This is a genomic window from Mycobacterium sp., assembly GCF_035570115.1.
GTDB lineage: Bacteria > Actinomycetota > Actinomycetes > Mycobacteriales > Mycobacteriaceae > Mycobacterium.
In genome coordinates this window covers 1-20,879 of record NZ_DATMLH010000268.1, presented here as the reverse complement: position 1 = coordinate 20,879, position 20,879 = coordinate 1, and the positions used below count along the sequence as shown (strand labels likewise).

Here is a 20,879-nt window from a genome sequence, read left to right as displayed (position 1 = left end):
TACCGGAGACACTAGTCGCGAGTGAGCCTGCGGTGAGTCACCCTGTGCGGACGCGCCGCTTCGACGCCGAGCCGTTCGACCTTGTTCTCCTCGTATGCACCGAAGTTGCCCTCGAACCAGAACCACTTGGCCTCGTTGTCCTCGTCTCCCTCCCACGCCAGGATGTGAGTGCAGGTCCGGTCCAGGAACCAACGGTCGTGGGAGATCACCACCGCGCAGCCGGGGAATTTCTCCAGCGCGTTCTCCAATGAGCCCAACGTCTCGACGTCGAGGTCGTTGGTCGGCTCGTCCAGCAGGATCAGGTTCCCGCCCTCCTTGAGGGTGAGCGCCAGATTGAGCCTGTTGCGTTCACCACCGGACAACACGCCGGCCGGCTTCTGCTGGTCGGGACCCTTGAAACCAAACGCTGAGACATAGGCCCGCGACGGAATCTCGTTCTGCCCGACCTGGATGTAGTCCAGCCCGTCGGAGACGACTTCCCACACGTTCTTCTTTGGGTCGATACCGGCTCGAGACTGGTCGACGTAGCTCAACTTGACGGTCTCGCCGACCTTGACGATGCCGCTGTCCGGCTGTTCGAGGCCGACGATGGTCTTGAACAGCGTCGTCTTGCCGACACCGTTAGGGCCGATGACGCCGACAATGCCGTTGCGGGGCAACGTGAACGACAGGTCTTTGATCAGCGTGCGTCCTTCGAAGCCCTTGTCGAGGTGCTCGACCTCGACCACCAGGTTGCCCAGGCGCGGGCCAACTGGGATCTGGATCTCCTCGAAGTCGAGCTTGCGGGTCTTCTCCGCCTCGGCCGCCATCTCCTCGTAGCGCTGCAGGCGGGCCTTGCCCTTGGCCTGGCGGGCCTTGGCGCCGGACCGCACCCACGCCAGCTCGTCCTGCAACCGCTTCTGCAGCTTGACGTCCTTGCGGCCCTGCACCGAGATCCGCTCGGCCTTCTTCTCCAGGTAGGTGGAGTAGTTGCCCTCGTAGGGGTAGGCCCGGCCGCGGTCGAGTTCCAAGATCCATTGCGCCACGTTGTCCAGGAAATATCGGTCGTGGGTCACCGCCAGGACCGCTCCCTCGTAAGCGGCCAGGTGCTGTTCGAGCCACTGCACACTCTCGGCGTCCAGGTGGTTAGTCGGCTCGTCGAGAAGCAACAGGTCCGGCTTGGACAGCAGCAGCTTGCACAGCGCCACGCGGCGGCGCTCACCGCCGGAAAGATGTGTCACCGGCTCGTCGGGCGGCGGGCAGCGCAGCGCATCCATCGCCTGCTCGAGCTGCGAGTCGAGGTCCCACGCGTTGGCATGGTCGAGATCCTCTTGCAGCCGACCCATCTCTTCCATCAGCTCGTCGGAATAGTCGGTGGCCATCAGTTCGGCGACTTCGTTGAACCGGTCCAGCTTGACTTTGATGTCGCCAAGCCCTTCTTCGACGTTGCCGCGAACGGTCTTCTCCTCGTTCAGCGGCGGCTCCTGAAGCAGGATGCCGACGGTGGCACCGGTGGCCAGGAAGGCTTCACCGTTGTTCGGCTTGTCCAGCCCTGCCATGATCCGCAAGACGCTCGACTTACCTGCCCCGTTGGGGCCGACGACACCGATCTTGGCGCCTGGATAGAAGCTCAACGTGACGTCGTCAAGGATCACCTTGTCGCCGTGCGCCTTGCGGACCTTCTTCATCGTGTAGATGAACTCAGCCATGCAGCAGTGTTACCTCTCTGGTTTTCGTTGCTCGCCGACCATCCTAGGCAGACGGTCCGGTTCCTTCTCGCGCCGCTACACGGCGCGCATCGTCACCAGACGGGCAGACGGTCCGACGGTCCAGAGGCGTTCAGGCCGACAGCGGCAACCCCGTCTCGGTCACCGGCGCGGCGTCATCTCCGGCCTCGGTGTCGGCGGCGTCACCGTCGACCGCTTGTGCGCTCGCGGCATCCGTCCCCACAGAGACAGTCTTCTCGATTCGGGCGTGACAGCGCGACAGGTCGGGGCCGACCGAGGTGGCGCGCATCTCTAACGTCGAACGACGAATGCCGTCACGATCCTCGTATTCGCTGGTGTGGATGTGGCCGACGACGATCACCGGCGAGCCCTTGCCCAGCGATGCGCCCACACCGGAGACCAGCCGGCCCCAGCAGTTGACGGTGACGAACAGCGAATTTCCGGCCTCCCAAGTACCGTCGACGCCGCGTCGTCGTGAATTGCTGGCTACCCGGAACTTCAACACTTCCTGTGCACCCGCCTGTCGGCGTTTCGGGTCATTCACGATGTTCCCGACCACGGTTACCTGTGTTTCGAACATTGCTTTTCCTTTCTGAAGGTGGCGGCGCTTTGCCGAGCGACCCGGGCAATCCCGGTGACGCCACACCGCCGGTGCTGGCTCCAGTCAGCGCATCCGGACCGACAACCTCGGATGGACCGAGTCGACGTGTAACGGCCCCGGTGGATAGAACCGCGACTGTGGATAGACAACGAACGAGTAAGCGTCCTCGCCACCGGAGCGCTGCCGGTATCGCATGCGATATCGCTTTGCAGCAGCACGTCATGGTCTGACATTGGTGCTGGTGTGGCTGTTGCTAATCCAGTGGCCTGCGAGGCCGGTCGCGCAGCTAGTGCCGCGATGCGTCGCGGCGGGCCAACTCGGCCAGCATCGCGTTGTAAGCCGCCAGCTCGGCGTCGTCGTCGCGTTCTGCCGCGCGATCCAGTCGCCTGGCGGTCCGCTGGTCGCTGCGCGACCATTGCACAAGCAACGCGATCATCACCACGACCAGCGGTATTTCCCCTGCCGCCCAAGCGATTCCACCGCCGAGCCGCTGATCGCCCAGCAGGTCGGTATGCCAGCTCAGGTGCAGCGACCGGTAGAAGCTCTCGCCGAGCACGTTCCCCATGCCCATCAGCAATACCCCGAAGAATGCGTGCAGCGGCAACGACGCGAAGACCACGCCCACCTTGGCCAGCGGCGGGATCGGCCGCGGCGTCGGGTCGACACCGATCACCACCCAATAGAACAGGTAGCCGCTCAACAGAAAGTGCACATTCATCGCGACATGCCCGATGTGGCTGCCAACCGCGGCGTCGAAAAGACCGCCCAGATACAGCCCGTAGAACCCAGTAATGAACAACACCGTGGCGACCACTGGATTGGTGAGGAACCGCGACAGCCTACTGTGCAGGGCGGCCAGCAACCATTCTCGCATCCCTGGCGGATCGTTGCGGCCGGCTGTCGGCAGCGCCCGCAACGCCAGGCTGACCGGGCCACCCAACACCAGCAGGATGGGGACCAGCATCGACAGCATCATGTGATCGGCCATGTGCATGCTGAACATCGCCGGCATGTAGCGGCCCAAACCCGACGACGTGACGAAGAGCAACGTCAGGCAGCCCAGCAGCCAGGCCACGATCCGGCCCGGTGGCCAGTCGTCGCCGCGGCGCCGTAGCCGCCGCACTCCGGACAGGTACAACCCGGCGAACACGATGGCGGCCGTGCCGAAGATCAGGTCAAAGCGCCAGTCCACGAACACCCGCAGCGGGGTGGGCGGTCCGGCGAAGTCGTAGCCGATTTTCACGTCGGGAATCGAGGGGATGCCGATCGGCAGGGTCGGTGGCGGTGTGCGGCCCAGGCCGACGGCGATACCGAACGTGACACCGAAGATCAGCGCCTCAATCAGCGTCAGCCTGATCAGCGCGGCACGCGAACTCCGATCTGTTTGCAGCGCAGCCACTCCGCTGCGCCGCTGACGCCATCCGGCGACACCGAGCAAGCACAGCGCGACGAATTTGGCGAGCACCAGCCGCCCGTAATCGGTAGTGAGCAGGTCCGATGGCAGAACCCGCACCAGCGCGTTGACGATTCCGCTGACCGCCATCGCCACAAAGCACCACAAGGCGATGCTGGAGAATCGCCGCGCGGCCAGATCGGCGTGCTGCCCGCCGCGGATGACGTGGGTCAGCAGCGCCAGCAGGCCACCGGCCCACAGGCTGCCGGCCACCAGATGGATCAGCAGGCTGTTGGTGGCCAGATCGTGGGCGCCGCCCGCCGACGAGTGGCCCGTCAGCCCGAGCGGTATCAGGGTCGCCAACGAGGCGACCAGCAGCAGCGGCGTCCATGACCAGCGCAGCACGGGAAGACTCGCCAACGTCACCGCTGCAGCCAGCAACGCGGTCCACCGCCATGCCGCCGCGATGTTGATCAGGCTTGCCAACGACCAGAGCGACGCCGGGTTGAGGTGGGCGGTGAGCGGTTGACCGGAGACGTCGGAGATCGTCAGCGGAACCAGCAGCGCGGCGCATACCGCCCATGCCCCGGAAGCCACCGTGCCGATTCGGACCGCACGGTAGCCGTCGACGTCGAGGACGCCGCTATTCTGCGGCGGAACCAAGAATGCGGCCAGAAGAAACGCTCCCACGGCCACCACGGCCGCGACCTCACCAGCCGCACGGACGAACGGCAAGCCCAGCGTGGTCACCGGACCGGGGTCGGGTAACCCGGTCGCGGTCAGCGCCGCAGCCACCGACAGGGCGCCGATCCCTGCCGCGGTGCAGCCGGCCAGCACCGCCACGCCGGCGAGCAGCGGCCATACCGCCGCGCCGCGCCTAACGGCCGGAGCACTCGTCATGCGTCAAGAGTATTGGCACGGGTCTGCCAGCTATTGATCGTCCCGCTGTCGGCCGCGCGCCTTCACCTCGCGGGCCACGAACTGGTTGCGCGCGATCCGCGCGACGTGGTCGAAATCGTGCAAAATGGCCTGCAGCTCGCGGCGAAACGCGATCCGCCGCTCCACCAGGTCCGGTGCCGGCTTCAACAGGCCCTGGTCGGCGACGACCTGGCGTGCGGTCGCGAACAGGAGCGTGGATACCGGCTCGCTGCTGCTGACCCGACCCTGCGCGACGTACTGGCGGCCGACGCCGAGCGACAACTTGGTAAGTTCCTTCTCGCCGATATCGGTCGGCGCGTCGCGCAGCACGTCAGCCACGATCTCGTAGGCCTCGAAGAACACCCGCAGCATCGATTCCGACATCAACGGTCGCTTCGCGTACAGCATTGCGTCGATCTCGGCGCCGCCCCCGGCGATATGCGCTTCCCAATCCTCATGCCATGCCATCTCTTCGGCGATGTTTTGCCGGAAAGCCGCCGAATCGGCGAAGTAGAAGTCAAATTTGAGGAGATCTCGCAGCCGCATTGCTTGATTCCAGAAGGCTTCCAGCCGATTACCGTCGGCATGACCGGCATGGGCCAGCGCCAGTTCGACGATGGAGGTCTCCAGGAATGCGTGTATCACCGAGTTGCGGTAGAACGCCGCGGTGTGCTCGTTCTCGCGGGCGATGCGCCACACGGGTTCTCGACCGCTGTCGATGCGGGTGACCGGATGGCCGTTGGACAGCTCGTCCACGGCGGCGCGGACGCCTTCGAGCGTGCGCAGCCGCAGCGCGCTGGTGGACACCGGGGTGCGCTTGCGTTCGAGATAGTCCAGTGAGTCCTGCAGGGTGTGGTGCAGCTGCCCGAGCGTCAACGCCACCCCGTGGGTGGTCAGCAGCAGCGCCGAAACCAGACCAGTGGCATTCACCGGGGTCGCTTGCAGAATCCGCCATGCGACTTCGAACGACATTTTCTGCAGGGCAAGCCGTTTGGCGGCTTGGTCGTCAGCAATCGGCCCGTGCGCCGGGCCGAGGTGCTCCCGCATCGAGACGGCTTCGGGGAAACGAACATAGATCTTGCCGTAGTTGCGTTCGCCCTGAGCCTTGATGAAGCTGTACAGCCAGCTGAAGCCCTCCGGGCGCTTTTCGCCGCCGCGAGCATAGGCGGCATACTCGGCGGTCTCGTGCAACTGGTCGAAACTGATCGAAACTCCTTGCAGCAGAATGTCGTCGCTGCGGCCGTCGAGATAGGCGTCGGCCACATAACTCATCAGTCCGAGCTTGGGTGGCAACATCTTTCCGGTGCGGGAGCGGGTGCCCTCGATCGACCAGCTCAGATTGAAGCGCTTCTCCACCACGTAGCCCACGTACTCCTTGAGCACGTACTTATACACCGGGTCGTCGCCGATATTGCGCCGGATGAAGATGGTCCCTGCGCGACGCATCAGCGGTCCCATCACCCCGAATGCCAGGTTGATACCCGCGAAGACGTGCACCGGCGGCAGCCGGTTCTCCTGCATCGCCACCGGCATCACCGCGCCGTCGATGTAGGACCGATGCGAGAACAACAACACCGCGGGATGAGCCTCCAGCGCGGTGCGCAGCGCCGCCACCTGGTACTCGTCGTAGTCGATTTCCCGGTCGAATCCCCGGCTGAGCATCCTGCCTAAGACCGAGACGAGGTCGACCGAAACTCGGCTCCACCCGGTGGCGAGTTCGTCGAGCATCTCTCCGGCTTGCTCGACGGTGGCACCCGGAATCTTTTCCAAACCGGCGCGAAATCGTGCGGACGCCAAGATTTCCGGGCGCACCAGTCGCGGAGACTTGTACTGCGGTCCGAGGATTCGGTATTCGGCGCGTTCCATCGCCAGCAGCGCTCGGCGGGTGACGAAATGCGCAAAGTCACGGGGGTTATCGCCAACCGTGATGTCTCGCCATTGCTGACGGAGTTCGGATACCTTGGCCGACTCGCCGGCCACCACCCGGGCGCGTGAGGGATCCGCGCGCAGGATGTGACGCTGCTGACGCTCAGTGGGGTGGTAGGGATTTCGTCCCGGAAGCAGCGCAGCCACCCGGCTCAATGCCGACGCGTCCGCACGCGGCATCCAGAAGACCCGTACCGGAACGATCGACCGGTCTTCGTCCGACTCGAGCTGTTCGACCAGCTTTGCGAGCGCCGCGGGTGGCGAGTTGCGTGGCGGCAACGGCAGCACCTCGAGCCTGGTCTCCGGGTGCTGGGCACGTTGCTGGTCCAACCACGCCGCGAGCAGCTCCGATTCCACCGGCGAGGACGCCGACGCCAACACCAGGGTGTCGTCGGTCGTGGTGAAGGTGTCGGTATCGGCGGCCGATCTGGTCACGATCGTCCTCTCGGCCGAGGTGCAGGCGGTTGAGCCTTGGTGACCTTGCCCGCCGGGGTTTTAGGCTGGGCCTTTTTCACGGCTTTCACGGCTTTCACGGCTTTCGCCGGCGCGGCCTTGGCCGGCTTGCTTGCGGCCTTGCGCGGCGTCTTTGTCGGTGCCGCCTTTTTTGGTTGGCTGTACAGGCTGGCTTCGGGCAGCTCGTCGACCGGCCAGTCGGCCAACGTGTCCACATACAGCTGGCGGACCTCTGCGATCCGGTCCGCCAGCGTGTCAAGTGTCCAATCCTTGACCGAGATCGGCGGGAACACAGCGACATCCACCGTGCCCGGATTCATCGTCATCGAGTCGCGCGCGGCGACGCTCTCGGCGTTGCGGATGATGATCGGCACGATCGGGATGCCGACCGCCATCGCCATCCGGAAGGGCCCCTTCTTGAACGGCCCGACGCTGGTGGTGTCCAGCCGGGTGCCTTCCGGGGCAATCACAATCGACAACCCTCTTCTCGCGCGGTCTTCGACCTCGTGCAGCGACTCCACCGCCGCCGTCGCATCGTCGCGGTCAATGAAGACACCGTCTAGCAGCTTCCCAAGCGTGCCCATGATCGGGTCGTTGGCCAATTCCTTCTTGCCCACGCCAATCCAGTTGTCGCGGACCAGCGCACCGCTGATCACCGGATCGGCCTGGTTGCGGTGGTTGAAGATGAACACCGCCGGGCGTTCGGCGGTCAGATTCTCGCCACCGATGACATTGAGATGCACACCGCTGGCTGTCAGTAATAGCTGTGAGAAGGTCGAGGTGAAGAAGTTCACCCCACGGCGGCGACTGCGGGTCAGCAGTCCGATACCTACTGCGCCGGCGGCCACCGGGACGAGCGAGCCGAAGCCGGCCAGGGTCCGCAGCTGCGAGCCGATACCGCCGCCACTGCGGCTGGTGAACCGCAGGATTGGCCAGCCGCGCCGACGAGCAACCGCGGCCATCTTGCCTTCGGGATTGGTCGGCCGGGGATTGCCGACCAGATACATCAGCGCGACATCTTCGTCGCCGTCGGCGTAGAAGTAGCTGTCCTTGAGGTCGATGCCGTTCTCAGCGGCGAACTTCTGGACCGCCGAGGCCTTGCCCGGTCCCCAGAGGATCGGCTTCAGCACATCTCCGGTGAGCAGCCCCTCCGCATTGGTCTCGAACTTGTTGGTGAGCGTGTTGATGATGCCCAGGAAGCGGGCCACCGGTCCGACCTGAATGGTCAACGCCGACGAGCTCAGCACCACGGTGTGGCCGCGAGCCATGTGGGCGCGGACCAGTTCACGCATCTCCGGGTAGATCCGCGACTCGATCTTTTGGTTGAACAAGCGCTCGCCGATCTCTTCCAGATCGCTCAACGGACGCCCGCGTAGCGCACCCGAGGCCTTGGTGATCAGCTCTTCGAACTCGATGCGCCCAAGCTGGTGATTGAGACCCGCAGTGACCATGCTGATCAGCTCGCCGACGCCCATGTCCCGTCGGCGCAGCCGCTCCTGCGTGAGGATGACCGCGGTGAAGCCGGCCACCAAGGTGCCGTCTAGGTCGAAGAACGCGCCGATCTTGGGGCCGGGCGGGCTGGCCATGATTTCGGCGACCGACCCCGGCAACCGGAGATCACGCGGCGATTTACGCGACTTCTGCTCGTCGGCGGTCATCGGCGCCGCTCCTCCTCATCGCTTCGTCCCCCTCGCCGCTGCGCGCCTGGCGGTGCCGCCACTGCATCGTCGCCGGTGCGGGCGCTCATGATCCAGACACCGATCGATCAGGCCCGTCCGACGGCTCGACGGCGAAGGACGCGGGCACCGCATGGATGGCGGGATCACCGGCCAGCGCGAGGATCTCGTCGAAACCCTCGAGCAGGCAACGGGCCCAGAGCGCCTCGTCACGCACCGCGGCGCGGTCGTAGCGCGTGGTGATGGTGCAATAGCCGCCCCTGGAGATCAGCACGACCATCATCGCCACACCAGGCAACGGGCCAATACCGTACTGGCGCAGAATCTTTGCGCCGACGAGGTAAGTGTCGCCGGGGTAGACCGGAATGTTGCTGGCCTGCACGTCCGAGCCGACCACCGAACCGGTCACCGACTCCAACAACGGCGTGGGCAAGACGCTCAACACCGGCGCGATGGAACCGATGATGTCCATCGCGGGTTCGTCGCGGCGCTGGGTCATCTGCGCGCGGATCTTCCGCATGCGGGCCATCGGATCGGCAGTACCTACCGGGGCCGCCAGATTGATGCCGGTGAACCGGTTGCCGCCGGCCGGATCGGATTCGGCACGCAGGTTGACCGGCACCGCCATCGGCAAGGTGGCGACCGGCACGCCGAGTGCCTCGTGGTAGCGCCCCAGCGCCCCGCATAAACCGGCCAGGTACGCGTCGTTGATTGAGCCTCCGCCCGCTTTTGCCGCCTTGTGCAAGTCGGCCAGCGGGATGTCGAGCGCTTCGCTGCGGGTGGCCAGGCTGCGGCGACGAAGCAGCGGCGACGGTTCGGCGGCCCGGCTCACCACCCGCACCCCCGAGCGCGCGTAGCCGACCGCACCCGCCACCGCGGCTCCCGGGTTGAGCACCGCCCGCCCGACCATCGACACAGCCCCCGATAGCGCACCCAACACCCCACCGACGACATTGGCGGGTAGCTGGTTGAACCCTTCGCGCATCAAGTCGTTGGCCGAGAGATCTTGCGGAATGGGTTGCGCGGGCGTCGGCTGGGGCGGTGGATCCCGCTCGATGTCGTAGATCTGGGCGAACATCTCCACACTGCCGACACCGTCGGTGACGGCGTGGGACAGGTGCAGCAGCGTCGCCGCCTTCCCGTCGGCAAGACCCTCGATCAGGGTGGCCGTCCACAACGGTCGGGCAATGTCCAACGGCGACTGCAGCATCACCTCGGCCAGATCGAACACCTGGCGCAGCGAGCCCGGTTCTGCGACGCGCATCCTTCGCACGTGGAAGTCCAGGTTGAAATCCGGATCGACCACCCAGCGTGGCGCCGCCGTCGGCAAGGTCGGCACGACCACCTTCTGCCGCAGCCGCAACACTCGTCGGGACGCATTCTCGAACCTGGTCCGGAACCGATCCCAATCTGGCGTGGTGTCGAGGATTTCCAGAGCCATGATGCCCGAGCGGGTACGCGGGTTGGCCTCCCCGCGATGCAAGAGGTAATCGACCGGCCCCAGCGCCGCGGGCATTCCGGCCGCGTCGACCGTCTCAGCCACCGGCACTCCTCCGTCCTGTCAGCGCTGCTCGACGCGCCAATACGCTTTGCCAAGGCCCAGCGTTGCGCCGCGGGCCACTCCAACGCTAGCCCGGTTGGCGCGGCGGCGGTAGCCGATTGTGCGGATCAGGGCACGAGTTTAAATGCGTTTCAGATAGCCCGCGAAATGGCCTGGCCGACTGTCAAATTGAGGAATACGTATACGTTGCCCGCCGAGCAATTCAACTGGCAGGCGTGGCGCGTCTGCGCGAAACCGTCGACCGCGACCGCAGATATCGTCCGTAAACGACACCGAGAAAGTCGGCGACGGCGTCCGCGGCCAGTTGGGACCGAACCGTGGCGAATATGTCAAACGCGTGGTGGGCGTTGGGAAGCTCGGCGTAGCACACGGTCGGGGCGCCCGCATCGCGGAGTGCGGCGCAAAAGGCCTGCGCCTGCATACTGGGAATCACCGAATCGTTCTCGCCGTGCAGCACAAAGAACGGTGGCGCCGCGCGATGCACGTGCGAAATCGGCGATGCCGATTCAAAAAGCTCAGGCTGGTCAGCGTGGCGCGCTTGCATAACGAAACGCTCCAGAAACGGCAGCATCATTTCGTGCATCTTTTTGACGTCAGTCAGGTCGTAGACGCCGTAATAGGGCGCCGCCGCTTGAACGGTTGTGTCAGCCTCCTCGAAACCGGGCTGCAGTCGCTCGTCGTTAGCGGTGAGCGCGGCCAGGGCGGCCAGGTGCCCGCCCGCCGAGCCACCCGTGACGGCGATGAAGTCGGGGTCACCGCCGTAGTCGGCGATGTTCTCGCGGACCCACGCCAGCGCGCGTTTGACGTCGATGATGTGCGCCGGCCACGCCTTGCCCGGGCTCTTGCTGTAATCGATGGACACGCAGATCCAGCCGTGTTCGACCAGTCGGCCCATCAGCGGATATGCCTGAGGCCGTTTACCGTTGACGACCCACGCGCCGCCCGGTATCTGCACCACCACCGGCGCCCGGTCGCCGGCCTTGGTGGCCGGATGGCGCCAGATGTCCAGCAGGTTGTCGCGACCGTCTGGCCCGTAGGCGATATCCGACGTCTGTGCCGCGTACCGACGGCGGTGGCCGGCTGCCTGCAACAATCCCCCGCGGGGGGTGCACGCGGGGAAATCGCTGATCGGATGGCGGGCCTTTTCCCCGTATCGCGGCCCCAACGACTCCTGCAGCGCGGCGGTGAGGATGTGGTCTGCCCGCTGTGCTGCCCAGTTCGTCGCAATACGGCCGACCGACAGCGGCGTCACCCCGGACAAGGCATGCCCGGTGAGCACGTGCGGGGGAAATTCAGCCGATAGCCACTCCGCCACAAAGCGCACTACCCACGGCGAGCCGCGGAGAAGCAGCGCACCAGTGCGGTATGCATCGACCGGGCCGGCCGCCAGCTGCAGTCCGTGTCGCAGCATCTCGGCGCTGGCCCGCGAGTATCGGCCCCCTATGGCTACCGTCATGCCCTGCCACTCCTCATCGTTGAGCACACGCCGCCGGCCTGCACGCGGCCCAGCCGTCGGTAGCGTACGTGTGTGGCGGGCCTCACACTAGCGAATCACTGTTCCTGCCAAGGACATTTCTGTCGGCGTTGCGTACCTCGGCTCCGCCTGCGGCACGTTGGATACACTGACCTGGGCTTAGTAGTCTCCGGCCCCCGTAGCTCAGCTGGACAGAGCACATGACTTCTAATCTTGTGGTCGCAGGTTCGAGTCCTGCCGGGGGCACGTCAACGCGCGTATTTTTGACGGCGATCAAGATCAGTCGGCGTTTAATCGGCGCGGGCGGCACGAGCAGTCGGTGAAGAAGTGCACCGACGTCACCGGCGGGCACTTCTTCCGAGTGTCGCAGGAGTCCTACGAGCTGGGGTGATGATCCCCATCTAGCGGCGACTGAAATAGTTTGCCGCCGAAGTCCTCGAGCTCACCCGCGTCCGGCCTGCAAACCTTTACACAAACCTGACGGCGAAGCGCTCCCGCATAACGAACAACACGCGGCAGGCTGGTCAATGTGTTCGACTCGGTGACTGCCGTGGTCGTAATGAGCGGCCTGCCTGATCTGCGGCTGGCCATGGACCCAGCACACCTGCCCCATTACAGTCACACAGCGGCCGTCGTGGGCACCGTGATCATCCTGTCCCTCATCGTGCTGATGGCCTGCGTCACGTTCGTCGGGTCGAAGCGGAGATAGCCGAAGAGCATTGCCACAGTTCGCAAATGCTATCCGCGGCTGAGTTCGACGGCTTTGACCACCAGCAGCAGCGCGCCGATAACCAGGTAGCTGCGCAGGGCGATCATGCCGAGCCGGGTCCCCGGCGACCAGGTGACCGGCTCCAGCAATGCCAGGGGTGGCATCCGCCAGGTGTTGCGGTCGACGGGGCGCGCCGGGAATTGGGGCGCCGGCGGTGCGGGTTGGCGGCGGCCCAACCACCGCAGCACCGGCACCGCAGCGACGCCGAGTATGACCATCGCCAGAGCCAAGTAGCCGGCGACCGCGACGACGTTGAGGTCGGGGAACAACGTGGTGGCCATCAGAATCCCCGAGAGCAGCAGCAGGGTGCCGACGATCAGCCCGGCGACCCAGTTGAGCCAGGGTCGATTGATCCAGGGCCCCAACACTTCCCGGTCGTTGCACAACAGCAGCAAAAATACGCTGGCGCTGGGCAACAGCAGGCCGGCAAGGGCCTGCACCGCGGTGGTCATCAAACCGAGCGGGGCTCCTGGAATCAGCACGACCGCCGCTGCCAACACCACCATTGCCGTGTAGGACAGGTAGAACTGTTTTGCGTCGGCGAAACCGCGGTGCAGCGAGTGTTTCAGGCCGAAGACATCGCCGAAGGCGTAGCTGGTGGCCAGGGTCACCGCGGCCGCGCCGATGATGGAGGCGTCCATCAGCACGATCGCGAACAACGAGCCCAGCAGACCGCGGTGTTGGCCGAGCAGGTGGGCGATGGCGCCGGCGTCGACGAATTTACCCGCGGTTTTGGTCGAGCGTGCCGCCCAATCGCCGGTCATCACCAGCGCTGCGGCGCCAACCACCACGACGAAGGCCCCCAGTACGGTGTCAACGCGTTCATAGCCCATGAACCGGGGCGTGATGCGTTTGTCGACGATGTTGGACTGCTGAAAAAACAACTGCCAGGGTGCCACAGTGGTGCCGACGATGGCGATGATCAGCAATACCGCATCTGAGCTCACGCCGCCCGAGATGCTGGGCAGCACAAACGACTTCGCCGCGTGGACCCACTGCGGGTGCGACATCAGCAGCATCGGGATCTGTGCCAGGGTGATGGCGATGAAGACGAACATGGCCCGCTCCCAGCGTCGGAAGCTGCCGCTTGCCATGATCGCCACCAGCGCCACCGCCGAGACCGGCACCACAATGTATTTCGAGATGCCAAAGTAGTCGGCGGCCAGGCTGATGCCGATGAACTCGGTGACGATCGTAAGGAAGTTGAGCAGGAACAGGTCGCCGACGGAAAACCAGCCCCAGCCTCGGCCGAAGCGTTCGTTGATCAGCCGGGCGTGTCCGACTCCGGTGACCGCGCCGAGCCGGACCACCATTTCCTGGTTGACGATGAGCACGGGGATAAGCAGCAGCAGCACCCACAGCAGGGAGTAGCCGTAGTTCTGGCCGGCCTGCGCGTAGGTGGCCACCCCGCCGGCGTCGTTGTCGCCGACCATCACGATGATCCCGGGACCGACGATGGCCAGCAGGGTCATCAGCCGGATCTTCAGCGTGCGGGGACGGTCGGTCTCGCCGATGCTGATGCGCCCGAACGCGCCCTCGATATCACCCACGTGCGCCGAGTCGAGCACCGCACTACGCGGAATCCGGGCCGCCGGCGCCCCAGGCTGGGTGATGTTGTCGCCCGCCGAACTCACGTCACCGCACCTCCTGGCACAGGCGCGTTGCGGTCATCGCCGGGCTGGGTGATTTCGCGGACGGGGCGGGGAGCGGGTTCGCGGCGGCGCCAGTCCTCCGGGATGGTCGCCTCCAGCACGTCGTCGACGGTGACCACCCCGAGCACGCGGTCCTGCTCGTCGACTACGGGGATGGAGTAGAGGTTGTAGTCGGCCATCAACAGTGCGATGTCGGTCAGATCGGCGTTGGCGCTGACCCGCACCGGGTCGGAATCCATAAGGTCCCCAACACTTTCGCCCGGCTCGGCCTGCAACAGGGCGATTACTGACACCACACCCGCCAGGCGTTTGTCCTCATCGAGAACATGGATCTTGATCAGCGCCTCGGGCTGTACGGCGCGGGCCGCGGCGATCAGCGCAAGCGCCTGGGCCGCGGTTGTGGCGGCGGCGCAGGACACGAAGTCGAGGTTCATCAGCCCGCCGGCGCTCTCGGGGTTGAACCCCATCAGGGTGATCACTTTGGTGCGCTGCGGGGCGGGCATCAGATCTAGCACGCGCCGCCGCCGCGACTGGCGCAGGTCGGCGATCGCATCGGCGGCATCGTCGGCGCGCATCCGGCCCAGCAGCGCGGCGACTTCGTCGTCGTGCATTGCATCGAGCAGTCGGCTGGCTTTTTCGGGGTCGAGTTCTTCGAATACGTCGGCTTCCAACTCCGGGTCGCTGTGAACCCGATCTAGGATTTCGCCGCTCTCGGCCTTATCGGCGTCCTCGATGAGGTCGGCGATCTCGGCGGGTTTGAATCCCCCGACCCGGCCCCAGCGACGGCGCAGGGCATCGGAGTGGGCGTGGCCGATTAGCGGTTCGAATGCTTTCCAATCGCGGGGCGCATGGACCCCGGAGGCCTTGATCAGCCCGAAAAACCTTGCTGGGCGACGGGTGTCCAGCCGCGCAAGCACCCACCCGGCGCCGGTATCTTCCAGCTCGACGTCATAGGCGCGCACCAGCTCCACGTTGGCGACATCGATCAACCGGTGCCCCAGCAGATCGGCGCGCAGCAATACCTCACCGTCGCGGCGTTCAAAGCCGCGAAGGTCAACCTTGTTCTTGGCCAACACAACCCGGTCCAGAGACAACTCGTGAATCGATTCGCTGCCGATGAACACCTGCCGCCCGCCGACCCCGGCCACAATCCCGGTCACCAGCGGATACTCATCGACGCCGCGCAGGCGCACGATCACGTCCTCCACCCGGCTCACAACCTCGCCAGAGCGGGCCAGCACCGGCGCGCGCAGCAGCTGTGAGAGATGGATTACCGGCTGCCCGCCGCCATGTTCAGCCACCGTCCCTGATGTGCTCACTTGCTTGCCCTCCTCAACAGTGCGCTTTCGACCCTCGCGAGCAGACTGCGCGAGAACCATGCCTCACGATGCCATGTGCGGGTATGGCGTTCATCGTTTGACCGGCTCGGCCGCAGAGCATATGCCGCGGCCGCCGCGAGCAGCTACGACCAATAGGTAAACGGCGGGCAGCCATTCGGAAGACAGCCGCCGTTGGCGTCAACGCAAGCGGCCAAAGCAGGAGGATATTGCCAGCGGCGCCGAGCTCAGGGGGAAGGTGATGCACCCGCCCCCATCGGCGGACTAACCGATCCCGCGCGCCAACTTAGAAGCCGCCAGGGCTCGGCGGGCCGCCGTGCAGCGAACCAAGGCCGCTCTGGATTCCCTGATTCACCTGGTCCTTAACCGCAGGCTTGCCATGCGGGACATCGACTGGCTGCATGCAGCTGCAGCCGAGCGTCCCGAACGAGCTGGGGTCAGCGCCGGCCGGTGTTGCTACCGCCATCGCAGCGCCGAGCGCGATCGCTGCACTGAAGACGACTTTCGTGATCAACAAGGTCCTTCCTTGAGAGTCAATACTCGACTGGGCGGGGTTCTACTGGCTATGCCCTGGACAGAAGGCGGCAATGCTGACTCCGACAAAAAACCCGGCGTGATAGCCGTCCAAATTAGTCAGTGTCATCACGTCGTTCGCGACATCACTCGCCTGCCTACCTTGATCAAGTTCATTGCAGACCTCATGACCGGCGACGATCGCAGCTTGCCCGGACGCGAAGGTGATGCCCCTGGAAGAGAGCGCGCCCAGGAAATTGCTGCGATCGACCGCGTCTGCATGCGCGGTCGGGGCTACTACTCCCACGACGCTAAATAGCGCGCCCGCCAGGACAAGGCCGGCCAATAGTGATCGCAGAGGGCTGGGCGAATGCACTTGGGGGGTGGCGACCGCGGCGGCCGCCTTAGTGAATAGGGAAGTCATTGCTGTCTCACCCCTTCCTCGTCCGCTCCCAGATGGGGAGCGTTGGAACCAACTGTTCAGGTCGCCCCTCATCATGCCGTCATTTCGTCATATTCGCAAGTATTAAAATGTTTGTGGAGGCGAATCCCATCCTCACCAGCACGTAAGAATGGATGCCGCCATGGCAAACCAAAAAATACGGCGACCCGAAACCGATTAACGCGGTCTCTCGTGCCGAACCGACCCGGCCGGCAGCCGCCACGTTCACACTCCCGAGGAACCCGACACGGCCGGGGTGAGGGTAATCAGATCAAGATCGGGATGAGGCCGGCGGCGAAGATCAGGTAGAGCAGTGCGGCCATGGCTAGCCGGGTGGGGGTGAGTTTGTTGGCGCGCATCGTCACGAGCAGGTAGGTGATGGCTGCCACGGTGATGGCGCCCGACCAGAGCAGGGCGTGGTCGAGTCGCCAGTCGGTGAACAGCAGGCCCAGGCCGCTGGGCACGGTGGCTTGGATCATCATCGCGCCGGAGATGTTGGCAAGGGCGAGTTGGGTTTTGCCTTGTCGGACCCAGATGATCGCGTTCATGGTTTCGGGTAGCTCGGTGGCGATCGGGGACAGCAGCAGGGCGGTGACCGCGCTGGACAATCCGAGCATGGGGCCGATGGCGTCGAGCTGGTGGACGAATATTTGCGAGGACACGAAGATGACGGCCAATGCGCCCAGCGTTTGCACCAGGACCACCGTGGTAGCCGGTCGCACGGCGCGGGGTTGCAGCTTGAGCGGCGCCAGGTCGTGTTCGTCGTGGTCGCCGCTGGTGCCGCCGCGGATTTCGCGCCAGAAGTAGACGCCGTAGGCGGCGAAGAACAGCAGACCCAGCCACGGCTTGATCGCAAACGCCACCAAGCCGAGAGCGACTTTGACCACGAACACCGCCATAAACCAGCGCTGGTCTTTGACCAGGCGCGCCGTATGGGCGCGATCAGCCAACGTGGCGTCGGGCGCGTTATCGCGCTCGCTGATGGGGCGCTGGACGAGGCTGGCCGCGCCCACTCCGACGAGGACCATCTCGCGGCTGCGGCGGCGGCGCCGCAGCAGCAGCGTGGCGCCGGTCACCCCGTAGGCGACGGTGGCCAGGACCAGCGGGCCGCCCATGGCCGCGCCGACACCGATGTTGCGGATCTCGGCGGTGGGGCCGGTGGTGACGGCGACCAGCGTGACCACCGACTCCGGTAGCGCGGTGCCGAAGGCAGCCAGGATGGTTCCCACTGCCATCGTGCCGATGTTGAGCCGCTGGCCAAGCCATTCCACGGCATTGACGAACCACTCGCAGGACAGATAAATCGCCACCGCACAGGCAATGAGCAACACGACATGCACCACGAGGGCCCCGCCTTCCTCGTCCTCACCCAGATGGGGCGCGTTGGAACTAACTGTTCGGATCGCTCCTCATCCTGCCGCCACTTCGTCATGTTCGCAAGTGTTAAAATGTTTGAAGAGGCGAATCCCGTCCTCACCCGCGCGTAAGAATGGATGCCGCCATGGCAAACCAAAAAGTACGGCGACCCGAAACCACCAGCGCGGTCCCGCGCGCCGAACCGACCCGGCCGCAACTAACCTCGGCAGCCGCCACCTTCGCACTTCTGAGCAACGCGACACGGCTGCACGTGCTATGGCTTGCCGCCCAAGATATCCACGACGTCACCACCCTGGCGGAACGCACCGGCGTCGGCGTTGCCACCATGAGCCAGCACCTGAGCAAGCTCCGCCTGGCTGGCCTAATCAGCGCACGCCAAGAAGGCCGCCGCCACATCTACGCCGTCGAGGACCCCCACGTGCTCAGCTTGCTGCAGCAGATCTTCGCCCACATCGCCCCCGACGGCAGCCTCGCACCCGACCCGCCGCCCGAACAACTGAGCCGTTAACGGCGGGTTCTGCCGCGGCGACCATGGCGCCGGCGCATGCCAGCCCTTCAGGCAGTCGCGGAGCGTTCGTCGGGGACGCCGAGTCCGAGGTGTTCGATGTGGTAGACGGTCTCATCGCCCCCGTTTCACCGGCCGATGATCAATGTTGCACGACCAAAAAGGTCGCTAGCCCGACCGGCTCAACGGGCGGGCGTTTAATCGGCGTTAAGTGTTGAAAAACGACGACAACCAGCGTCAATCGTTGACAACGAAAAGAACGGCAAATACGTTGACCCGCAGCGCCTCACGGCAACTCGACACAACCAACGACAAGGGTCGTCGGTTAATCTTGTGGTCGCAGGTTCGAGTCCTGCCGGGGGCGCACAGCGTGAGAAGGCACTGTGACCAGCGAGGTCTATGTGGCAGATGTCCTCGGATGGTGCGCGATGTGCCGTCGGCGGCGAATCAGCGGAGGTGTCGAATGCCCCAGTCCGATCTGGTCCTGTTCAACGTCGACAGCCATGTCGCGTTGATCACCGTCAACGACCCCGACCGCCGCAACGCCGTCACCGAAGAGATGTCAAGGCAGCTGCGCGCGGCAGTGGAACGGGCAGAGGCCGATCCCGGTGTGCACGCCGTCGTCGTCACCGGCGCCGGCAAAGCCTTCTGCGCGGGCGCCGACCTGAGTGCCTTGGGCAGTGCGGCCGAGCAAGGACTGCTTCGGATCTACGACGGCTTTATGGCCGTGGGCAAGTGCACCCTGCCCACGATCGCCGCGGTCAACGGCCCGGCCGTGGGGGCAGGCCTGAACTTGGCGCTGGCTACCGACGTGCGCATCGCCGGGCCGAACGCGTTGTTCGACGCGCGTTTTCAGAAGTTGGGACTGCATCCCGGCGGCGGGGCGACCTGGATGCTGCAGCGCGCGGTCGGACCGCAGGTGGCCCGGGCGGCCTTGCTGTTCGGTATGCGCTTCGACGCGGAATCAGCTGTGCGGCATGGGCTGGCGCTCAGCATTGCCGACGACCCGGTCGCCGCCGCGTTGGAACTGGCGGCCGGGCCTGCGGCTGCCCCGCGCCAGGTGGTGCTCGCGACGAAGGCCACCATGCGTGCCACGGCCAGCCCCGGATCGGTCGATGCCGAACAGCACGAACTCGCCAAGGACACCGAACTCGGGCCGCAGGCCAACTCGATCCGGTCACCGGAGTTCGCCGCCCGGTTGGCCGCGGCGCAACGCAAATAAGCGCAACCGCTACCGGCCGGTGTCGGCCGCCAACTGCACAATTCGCTCGGCTCGCCGCAACACCGGCGCATCCACCATTTTGCCCTCAAATGCGAAGACACCACGTTCATCGGCGGCCGCGACCAAAACGTCTCGCGCCCAGTGCACCTGGTCGGCGGACGGCGCGTAAGCTGCCCGTATCACGGGCAGCTGGCTGGGGTGGATAGCAACCTTGGCATCGAAGCCCACCGCGACCGCATCGTCGGCTTCGGCACGCAGGCCGTCGAGATCTTTGATGTCGAGGTAGACCGAGTCCAAAGCGAGGCGACCGTGCGCCTTGGCGGCCAACAGGGACTGTGCACGGACATGGCGGGCCACCTCGCGGTATGTCCCGTCCGGAAAGCGGTTCGCGGTACCGCCGAGCGCCGCGAACAAATCCTCGGCACCCCACATCGCCGCGACGGCGTTGTCGACGGACACCGTCTCGGCGACGACGAGCGCACCCATCGGCGATTCGACCAGAACGATGACGTGCAACGGGGCCAACGCGCTGACCTGTTCGGCCGCTTCGCACTTCGGCAACATGACAGTGTCGTAGGGCGTCTTTTTCAAGGCCTCGAGATCGAGCTGCTGGTCGGCGGTGCCGAACTGGTTGACACGCACCAGGGTGCGGGCGGGGTCGAGTCGCACGTCGACGAGCGCTTGGCGCGCGGCGGGTCGGTCGGCGGCGGCGCAGCCGTCCTCGAGGTCCAGGATCACGATATCTGCTGCGGCCGCGGCTTTTTGGTAACGCTCGGGACGGTCAGCCGGACAGAACAACCACGCCGGCCCGGGATTGTGCAAGCCCATCAGTCGGCGACCTCCGCCGGCCGCATCCGCACCAAGGTTCTGCGGTTAGCGGTGGCGACCACGTCGCCGTGCTGATTTCGGCCGGTATGCGCGAAGGTAACGATGCCCTCGCCTGGGCGGCTCTTCGATTCGCGTTTCTCGGTGATGACGGTCTCGGCGTACAACGTGTCGCCATGGAACACCGGCTTGGGGAAAGCGATTTCGGAGAAGCCGAGGTTGCCGACGATGGTGCCCTGGGTGAGCTGCGCGACGGACAAGCCAACCAGGGTCGACAGGGTGAACATCGAGTTCACCAACCGCTGATTGAACGGCGGCAGCGCATCGGAGAACGCGGCATCCAGATGCAGCGCTTGGGTATTCATGGTCAAAGTCGTGAACAACACATTGTCGGCCTCGGTGATGGTCCGCCCCGGGCGGTGCAGGTACCGCACGCCGATTTCGAATTCTTCGAACCACAACCCGCGCTGGATGACCGTCTTGGCGGGCTGCTCGCCGTTCTCTGAAGTCACAGACCCACCTCTCTGGC

At 65.3% G+C, this 20,879-nt stretch carries 17 protein-coding genes and 1 tRNA gene; 4 read left to right on the top strand and 14 right to left on the bottom strand.

Annotated elements, in window-relative coordinates:
• Positions 1-11: 11 nt before the first annotated feature.
• The 7 genes from ettA to VNW74_RS25585 all read right to left on the bottom strand — a co-directional run bounded on the left by ettA (position 12) and on the right by VNW74_RS25585 (position 11,690).
• Entirely contained in the window at positions 12-1,688 is a 1,677-nt protein-coding gene (ettA, locus tag VNW74_RS25615) for an energy-dependent translational throttle protein EttA (RefSeq protein ID WP_325682065.1), read from the bottom strand.
• 130 nt (positions 1,689-1,818) lie between these two features.
• Positions 1,819-2,286, bottom strand: coding sequence for a single-stranded DNA-binding protein (ssb, locus tag VNW74_RS25610; protein WP_325682063.1), 468 nt, complete (start codon positions 2,284-2,286; stop codon positions 1,819-1,821).
• A 307-nt stretch (positions 2,287-2,593) separates the two neighbouring features.
• Positions 2,594-4,600 (bottom strand): cytochrome c oxidase assembly protein, encoded by a 2,007-nt coding sequence (locus VNW74_RS25605; RefSeq protein ID WP_325682061.1) that lies wholly within the window; start codon positions 4,598-4,600, stop codon positions 2,594-2,596.
• A gap of 30 nt (positions 4,601-4,630) precedes the next feature.
• Entirely contained in the window at positions 4,631-6,979 is a 2,349-nt protein-coding gene (locus tag VNW74_RS25600) for a glycerol-3-phosphate 1-O-acyltransferase (protein WP_325682059.1), read from the bottom strand.
• Positions 6,976-8,655 carry an HAD-IB family hydrolase/lysophospholipid acyltransferase family protein gene (locus VNW74_RS25595; protein ID WP_325682057.1) on the bottom strand — a complete coding sequence of 560 codons (1,680 nt, stop codon included), beginning with the start codon at positions 8,653-8,655 and terminating at the stop codon, positions 6,976-6,978. The genes VNW74_RS25600 and VNW74_RS25595 overlap by 4 nt, the downstream gene beginning before the upstream one ends.
• An 85-nt stretch (positions 8,656-8,740) precedes the next feature.
• Complete coding sequence (locus VNW74_RS25590; protein ID WP_325682084.1) at positions 8,741-10,189, bottom strand: wax ester/triacylglycerol synthase family O-acyltransferase; 1,449 nt, start codon at positions 10,187-10,189, stop codon at positions 8,741-8,743.
• Between the two features lie 247 nt (positions 10,190-10,436).
• A complete protein-coding gene (locus VNW74_RS25585; protein ID WP_325682055.1) occupies positions 10,437-11,690 on the bottom strand; it encodes an alpha/beta hydrolase in 1,254 nt (417 codons plus the stop codon).
• 190 nt (positions 11,691-11,880) lie between these two features.
• Here VNW74_RS25585 and VNW74_RS25580 point away from each other — a divergent pair.
• Positions 11,881-11,954, top strand: a tRNA-Arg gene (locus tag VNW74_RS25580).
• Between the two features lie 295 nt (positions 11,955-12,249).
• Positions 12,250-12,417, top strand: a complete 168-nt coding sequence (locus VNW74_RS25575) for a hypothetical protein (RefSeq protein ID WP_325682053.1) — start codon at positions 12,250-12,252, stop codon at positions 12,415-12,417.
• Positions 12,418-12,446: 29 nt separating this feature from the next.
• On the opposite strand, the gene VNW74_RS25570 is transcribed toward VNW74_RS25575, so the two are convergent.
• The 5 genes from VNW74_RS25570 to VNW74_RS25550 all read right to left on the bottom strand — a co-directional run bounded on the left by VNW74_RS25570 (position 12,447) and on the right by VNW74_RS25550 (position 17,764).
• Positions 12,447-14,111, bottom strand: a complete 1,665-nt coding sequence (locus VNW74_RS25570; protein ID WP_325682051.1) for an NRAMP family divalent metal transporter — start codon at positions 14,109-14,111, stop codon at positions 12,447-12,449.
• The gene (locus VNW74_RS25565) at positions 14,108-15,448 is read right to left on the bottom strand and encodes a magnesium transporter MgtE N-terminal domain-containing protein (RefSeq protein ID WP_414686772.1); all 1,341 of its coding nucleotides are present in this window, start codon (positions 15,446-15,448) and stop codon (positions 14,108-14,110) included. The genes VNW74_RS25570 and VNW74_RS25565 overlap by 4 nt, the downstream gene beginning before the upstream one ends.
• Before the next feature lie 304 nt (positions 15,449-15,752).
• Positions 15,753-15,980, bottom strand: a complete 228-nt coding sequence (locus tag VNW74_RS25560) for a hypothetical protein (protein WP_325682049.1) — start codon at positions 15,978-15,980, stop codon at positions 15,753-15,755.
• Between the two features lie 42 nt (positions 15,981-16,022).
• Complete coding sequence (locus tag VNW74_RS25555) at positions 16,023-16,403, bottom strand: DUF732 domain-containing protein (RefSeq protein ID WP_325682047.1); 381 nt, start codon at positions 16,401-16,403, stop codon at positions 16,023-16,025.
• 284 nt (positions 16,404-16,687) lie between these two features.
• A complete protein-coding gene (locus VNW74_RS25550) occupies positions 16,688-17,764 on the bottom strand; it encodes a sodium:calcium antiporter (RefSeq protein WP_325682045.1) in 1,077 nt (358 codons plus the stop codon).
• 158 nt (positions 17,765-17,922) lie between these two features.
• On the opposite strand from VNW74_RS25550, the gene VNW74_RS25545 reads away from it, so the two are divergent.
• Together VNW74_RS25545 and VNW74_RS25540 are read left to right on the top strand one after the other, a co-directional pair.
• Entirely contained in the window at positions 17,923-18,306 is a 384-nt protein-coding gene (locus VNW74_RS25545) for a metalloregulator ArsR/SmtB family transcription factor (protein WP_325682043.1), read from the top strand.
• A gap of 460 nt (positions 18,307-18,766) precedes the next feature.
• Positions 18,767-19,525, top strand: coding sequence for an enoyl-CoA hydratase (locus VNW74_RS25540; RefSeq protein ID WP_325682041.1), 759 nt, complete (start codon positions 18,767-18,769; stop codon positions 19,523-19,525).
• Positions 19,526-19,534: 9 nt separating this feature from the next.
• On the opposite strand, the gene VNW74_RS25535 is transcribed toward VNW74_RS25540, so the two are convergent.
• Entirely contained in the window at positions 19,535-20,353 is an 819-nt protein-coding gene (locus VNW74_RS25535; RefSeq protein ID WP_325682039.1) for a CoA ester lyase, read from the bottom strand.
• Positions 20,353-20,862, bottom strand: coding sequence for a MaoC family dehydratase (locus VNW74_RS25530; protein WP_325682037.1), 510 nt, complete (start codon positions 20,860-20,862; stop codon positions 20,353-20,355). Before VNW74_RS25530 ends, VNW74_RS25535 begins: the two co-directional genes overlap by 1 nt.
• Between the last annotated feature and the right edge of the window lie 17 nt (positions 20,863-20,879).

Coding starts and splice junctions, on each gene's coding strand:
- VNW74_RS25590 (WP_325682084.1), bottom strand. CDS start 10,189: ATGCCCGCGGCGCTGGGGCCGGTCGATTACCTCTTGCATCGCGGGGAG.
- VNW74_RS25605 (WP_325682061.1), bottom strand. CDS start 4,600: ATGACGAGTGCTCCGGCCGTTAGGCGCGGCGCGGCGGTATGGCCGCTG.
- VNW74_RS25555 (WP_325682047.1), bottom strand. CDS start 16,403: ATGACTTCCCTATTCACTAAGGCGGCCGCCGCGGTCGCCACCCCCCAA.
- VNW74_RS25595 (WP_325682057.1), bottom strand. CDS start 8,655: ATGACCGCCGACGAGCAGAAGTCGCGTAAATCGCCGCGTGATCTCCGG.
- ssb (WP_325682063.1), bottom strand. CDS start 2,286: ATGTTCGAAACACAGGTAACCGTGGTCGGGAACATCGTGAATGACCCG.
- ettA (WP_325682065.1), bottom strand. CDS start 1,688: ATGGCTGAGTTCATCTACACGATGAAGAAGGTCCGCAAGGCGCACGGC.
- VNW74_RS25540 (WP_325682041.1), top strand. CDS start 18,767: ATGCCCCAGTCCGATCTGGTCCTGTTCAACGTCGACAGCCATGTCGCG.
- VNW74_RS25545 (WP_325682043.1), top strand. CDS start 17,923: ATGGCAAACCAAAAAGTACGGCGACCCGAAACCACCAGCGCGGTCCCG.
- VNW74_RS25535 (WP_325682039.1), bottom strand. CDS start 20,353: ATGGGCTTGCACAATCCCGGGCCGGCGTGGTTGTTCTGTCCGGCTGAC.
- VNW74_RS25585 (WP_325682055.1), bottom strand. CDS start 11,690: ATGACGGTAGCCATAGGGGGCCGATACTCGCGGGCCAGCGCCGAGATG.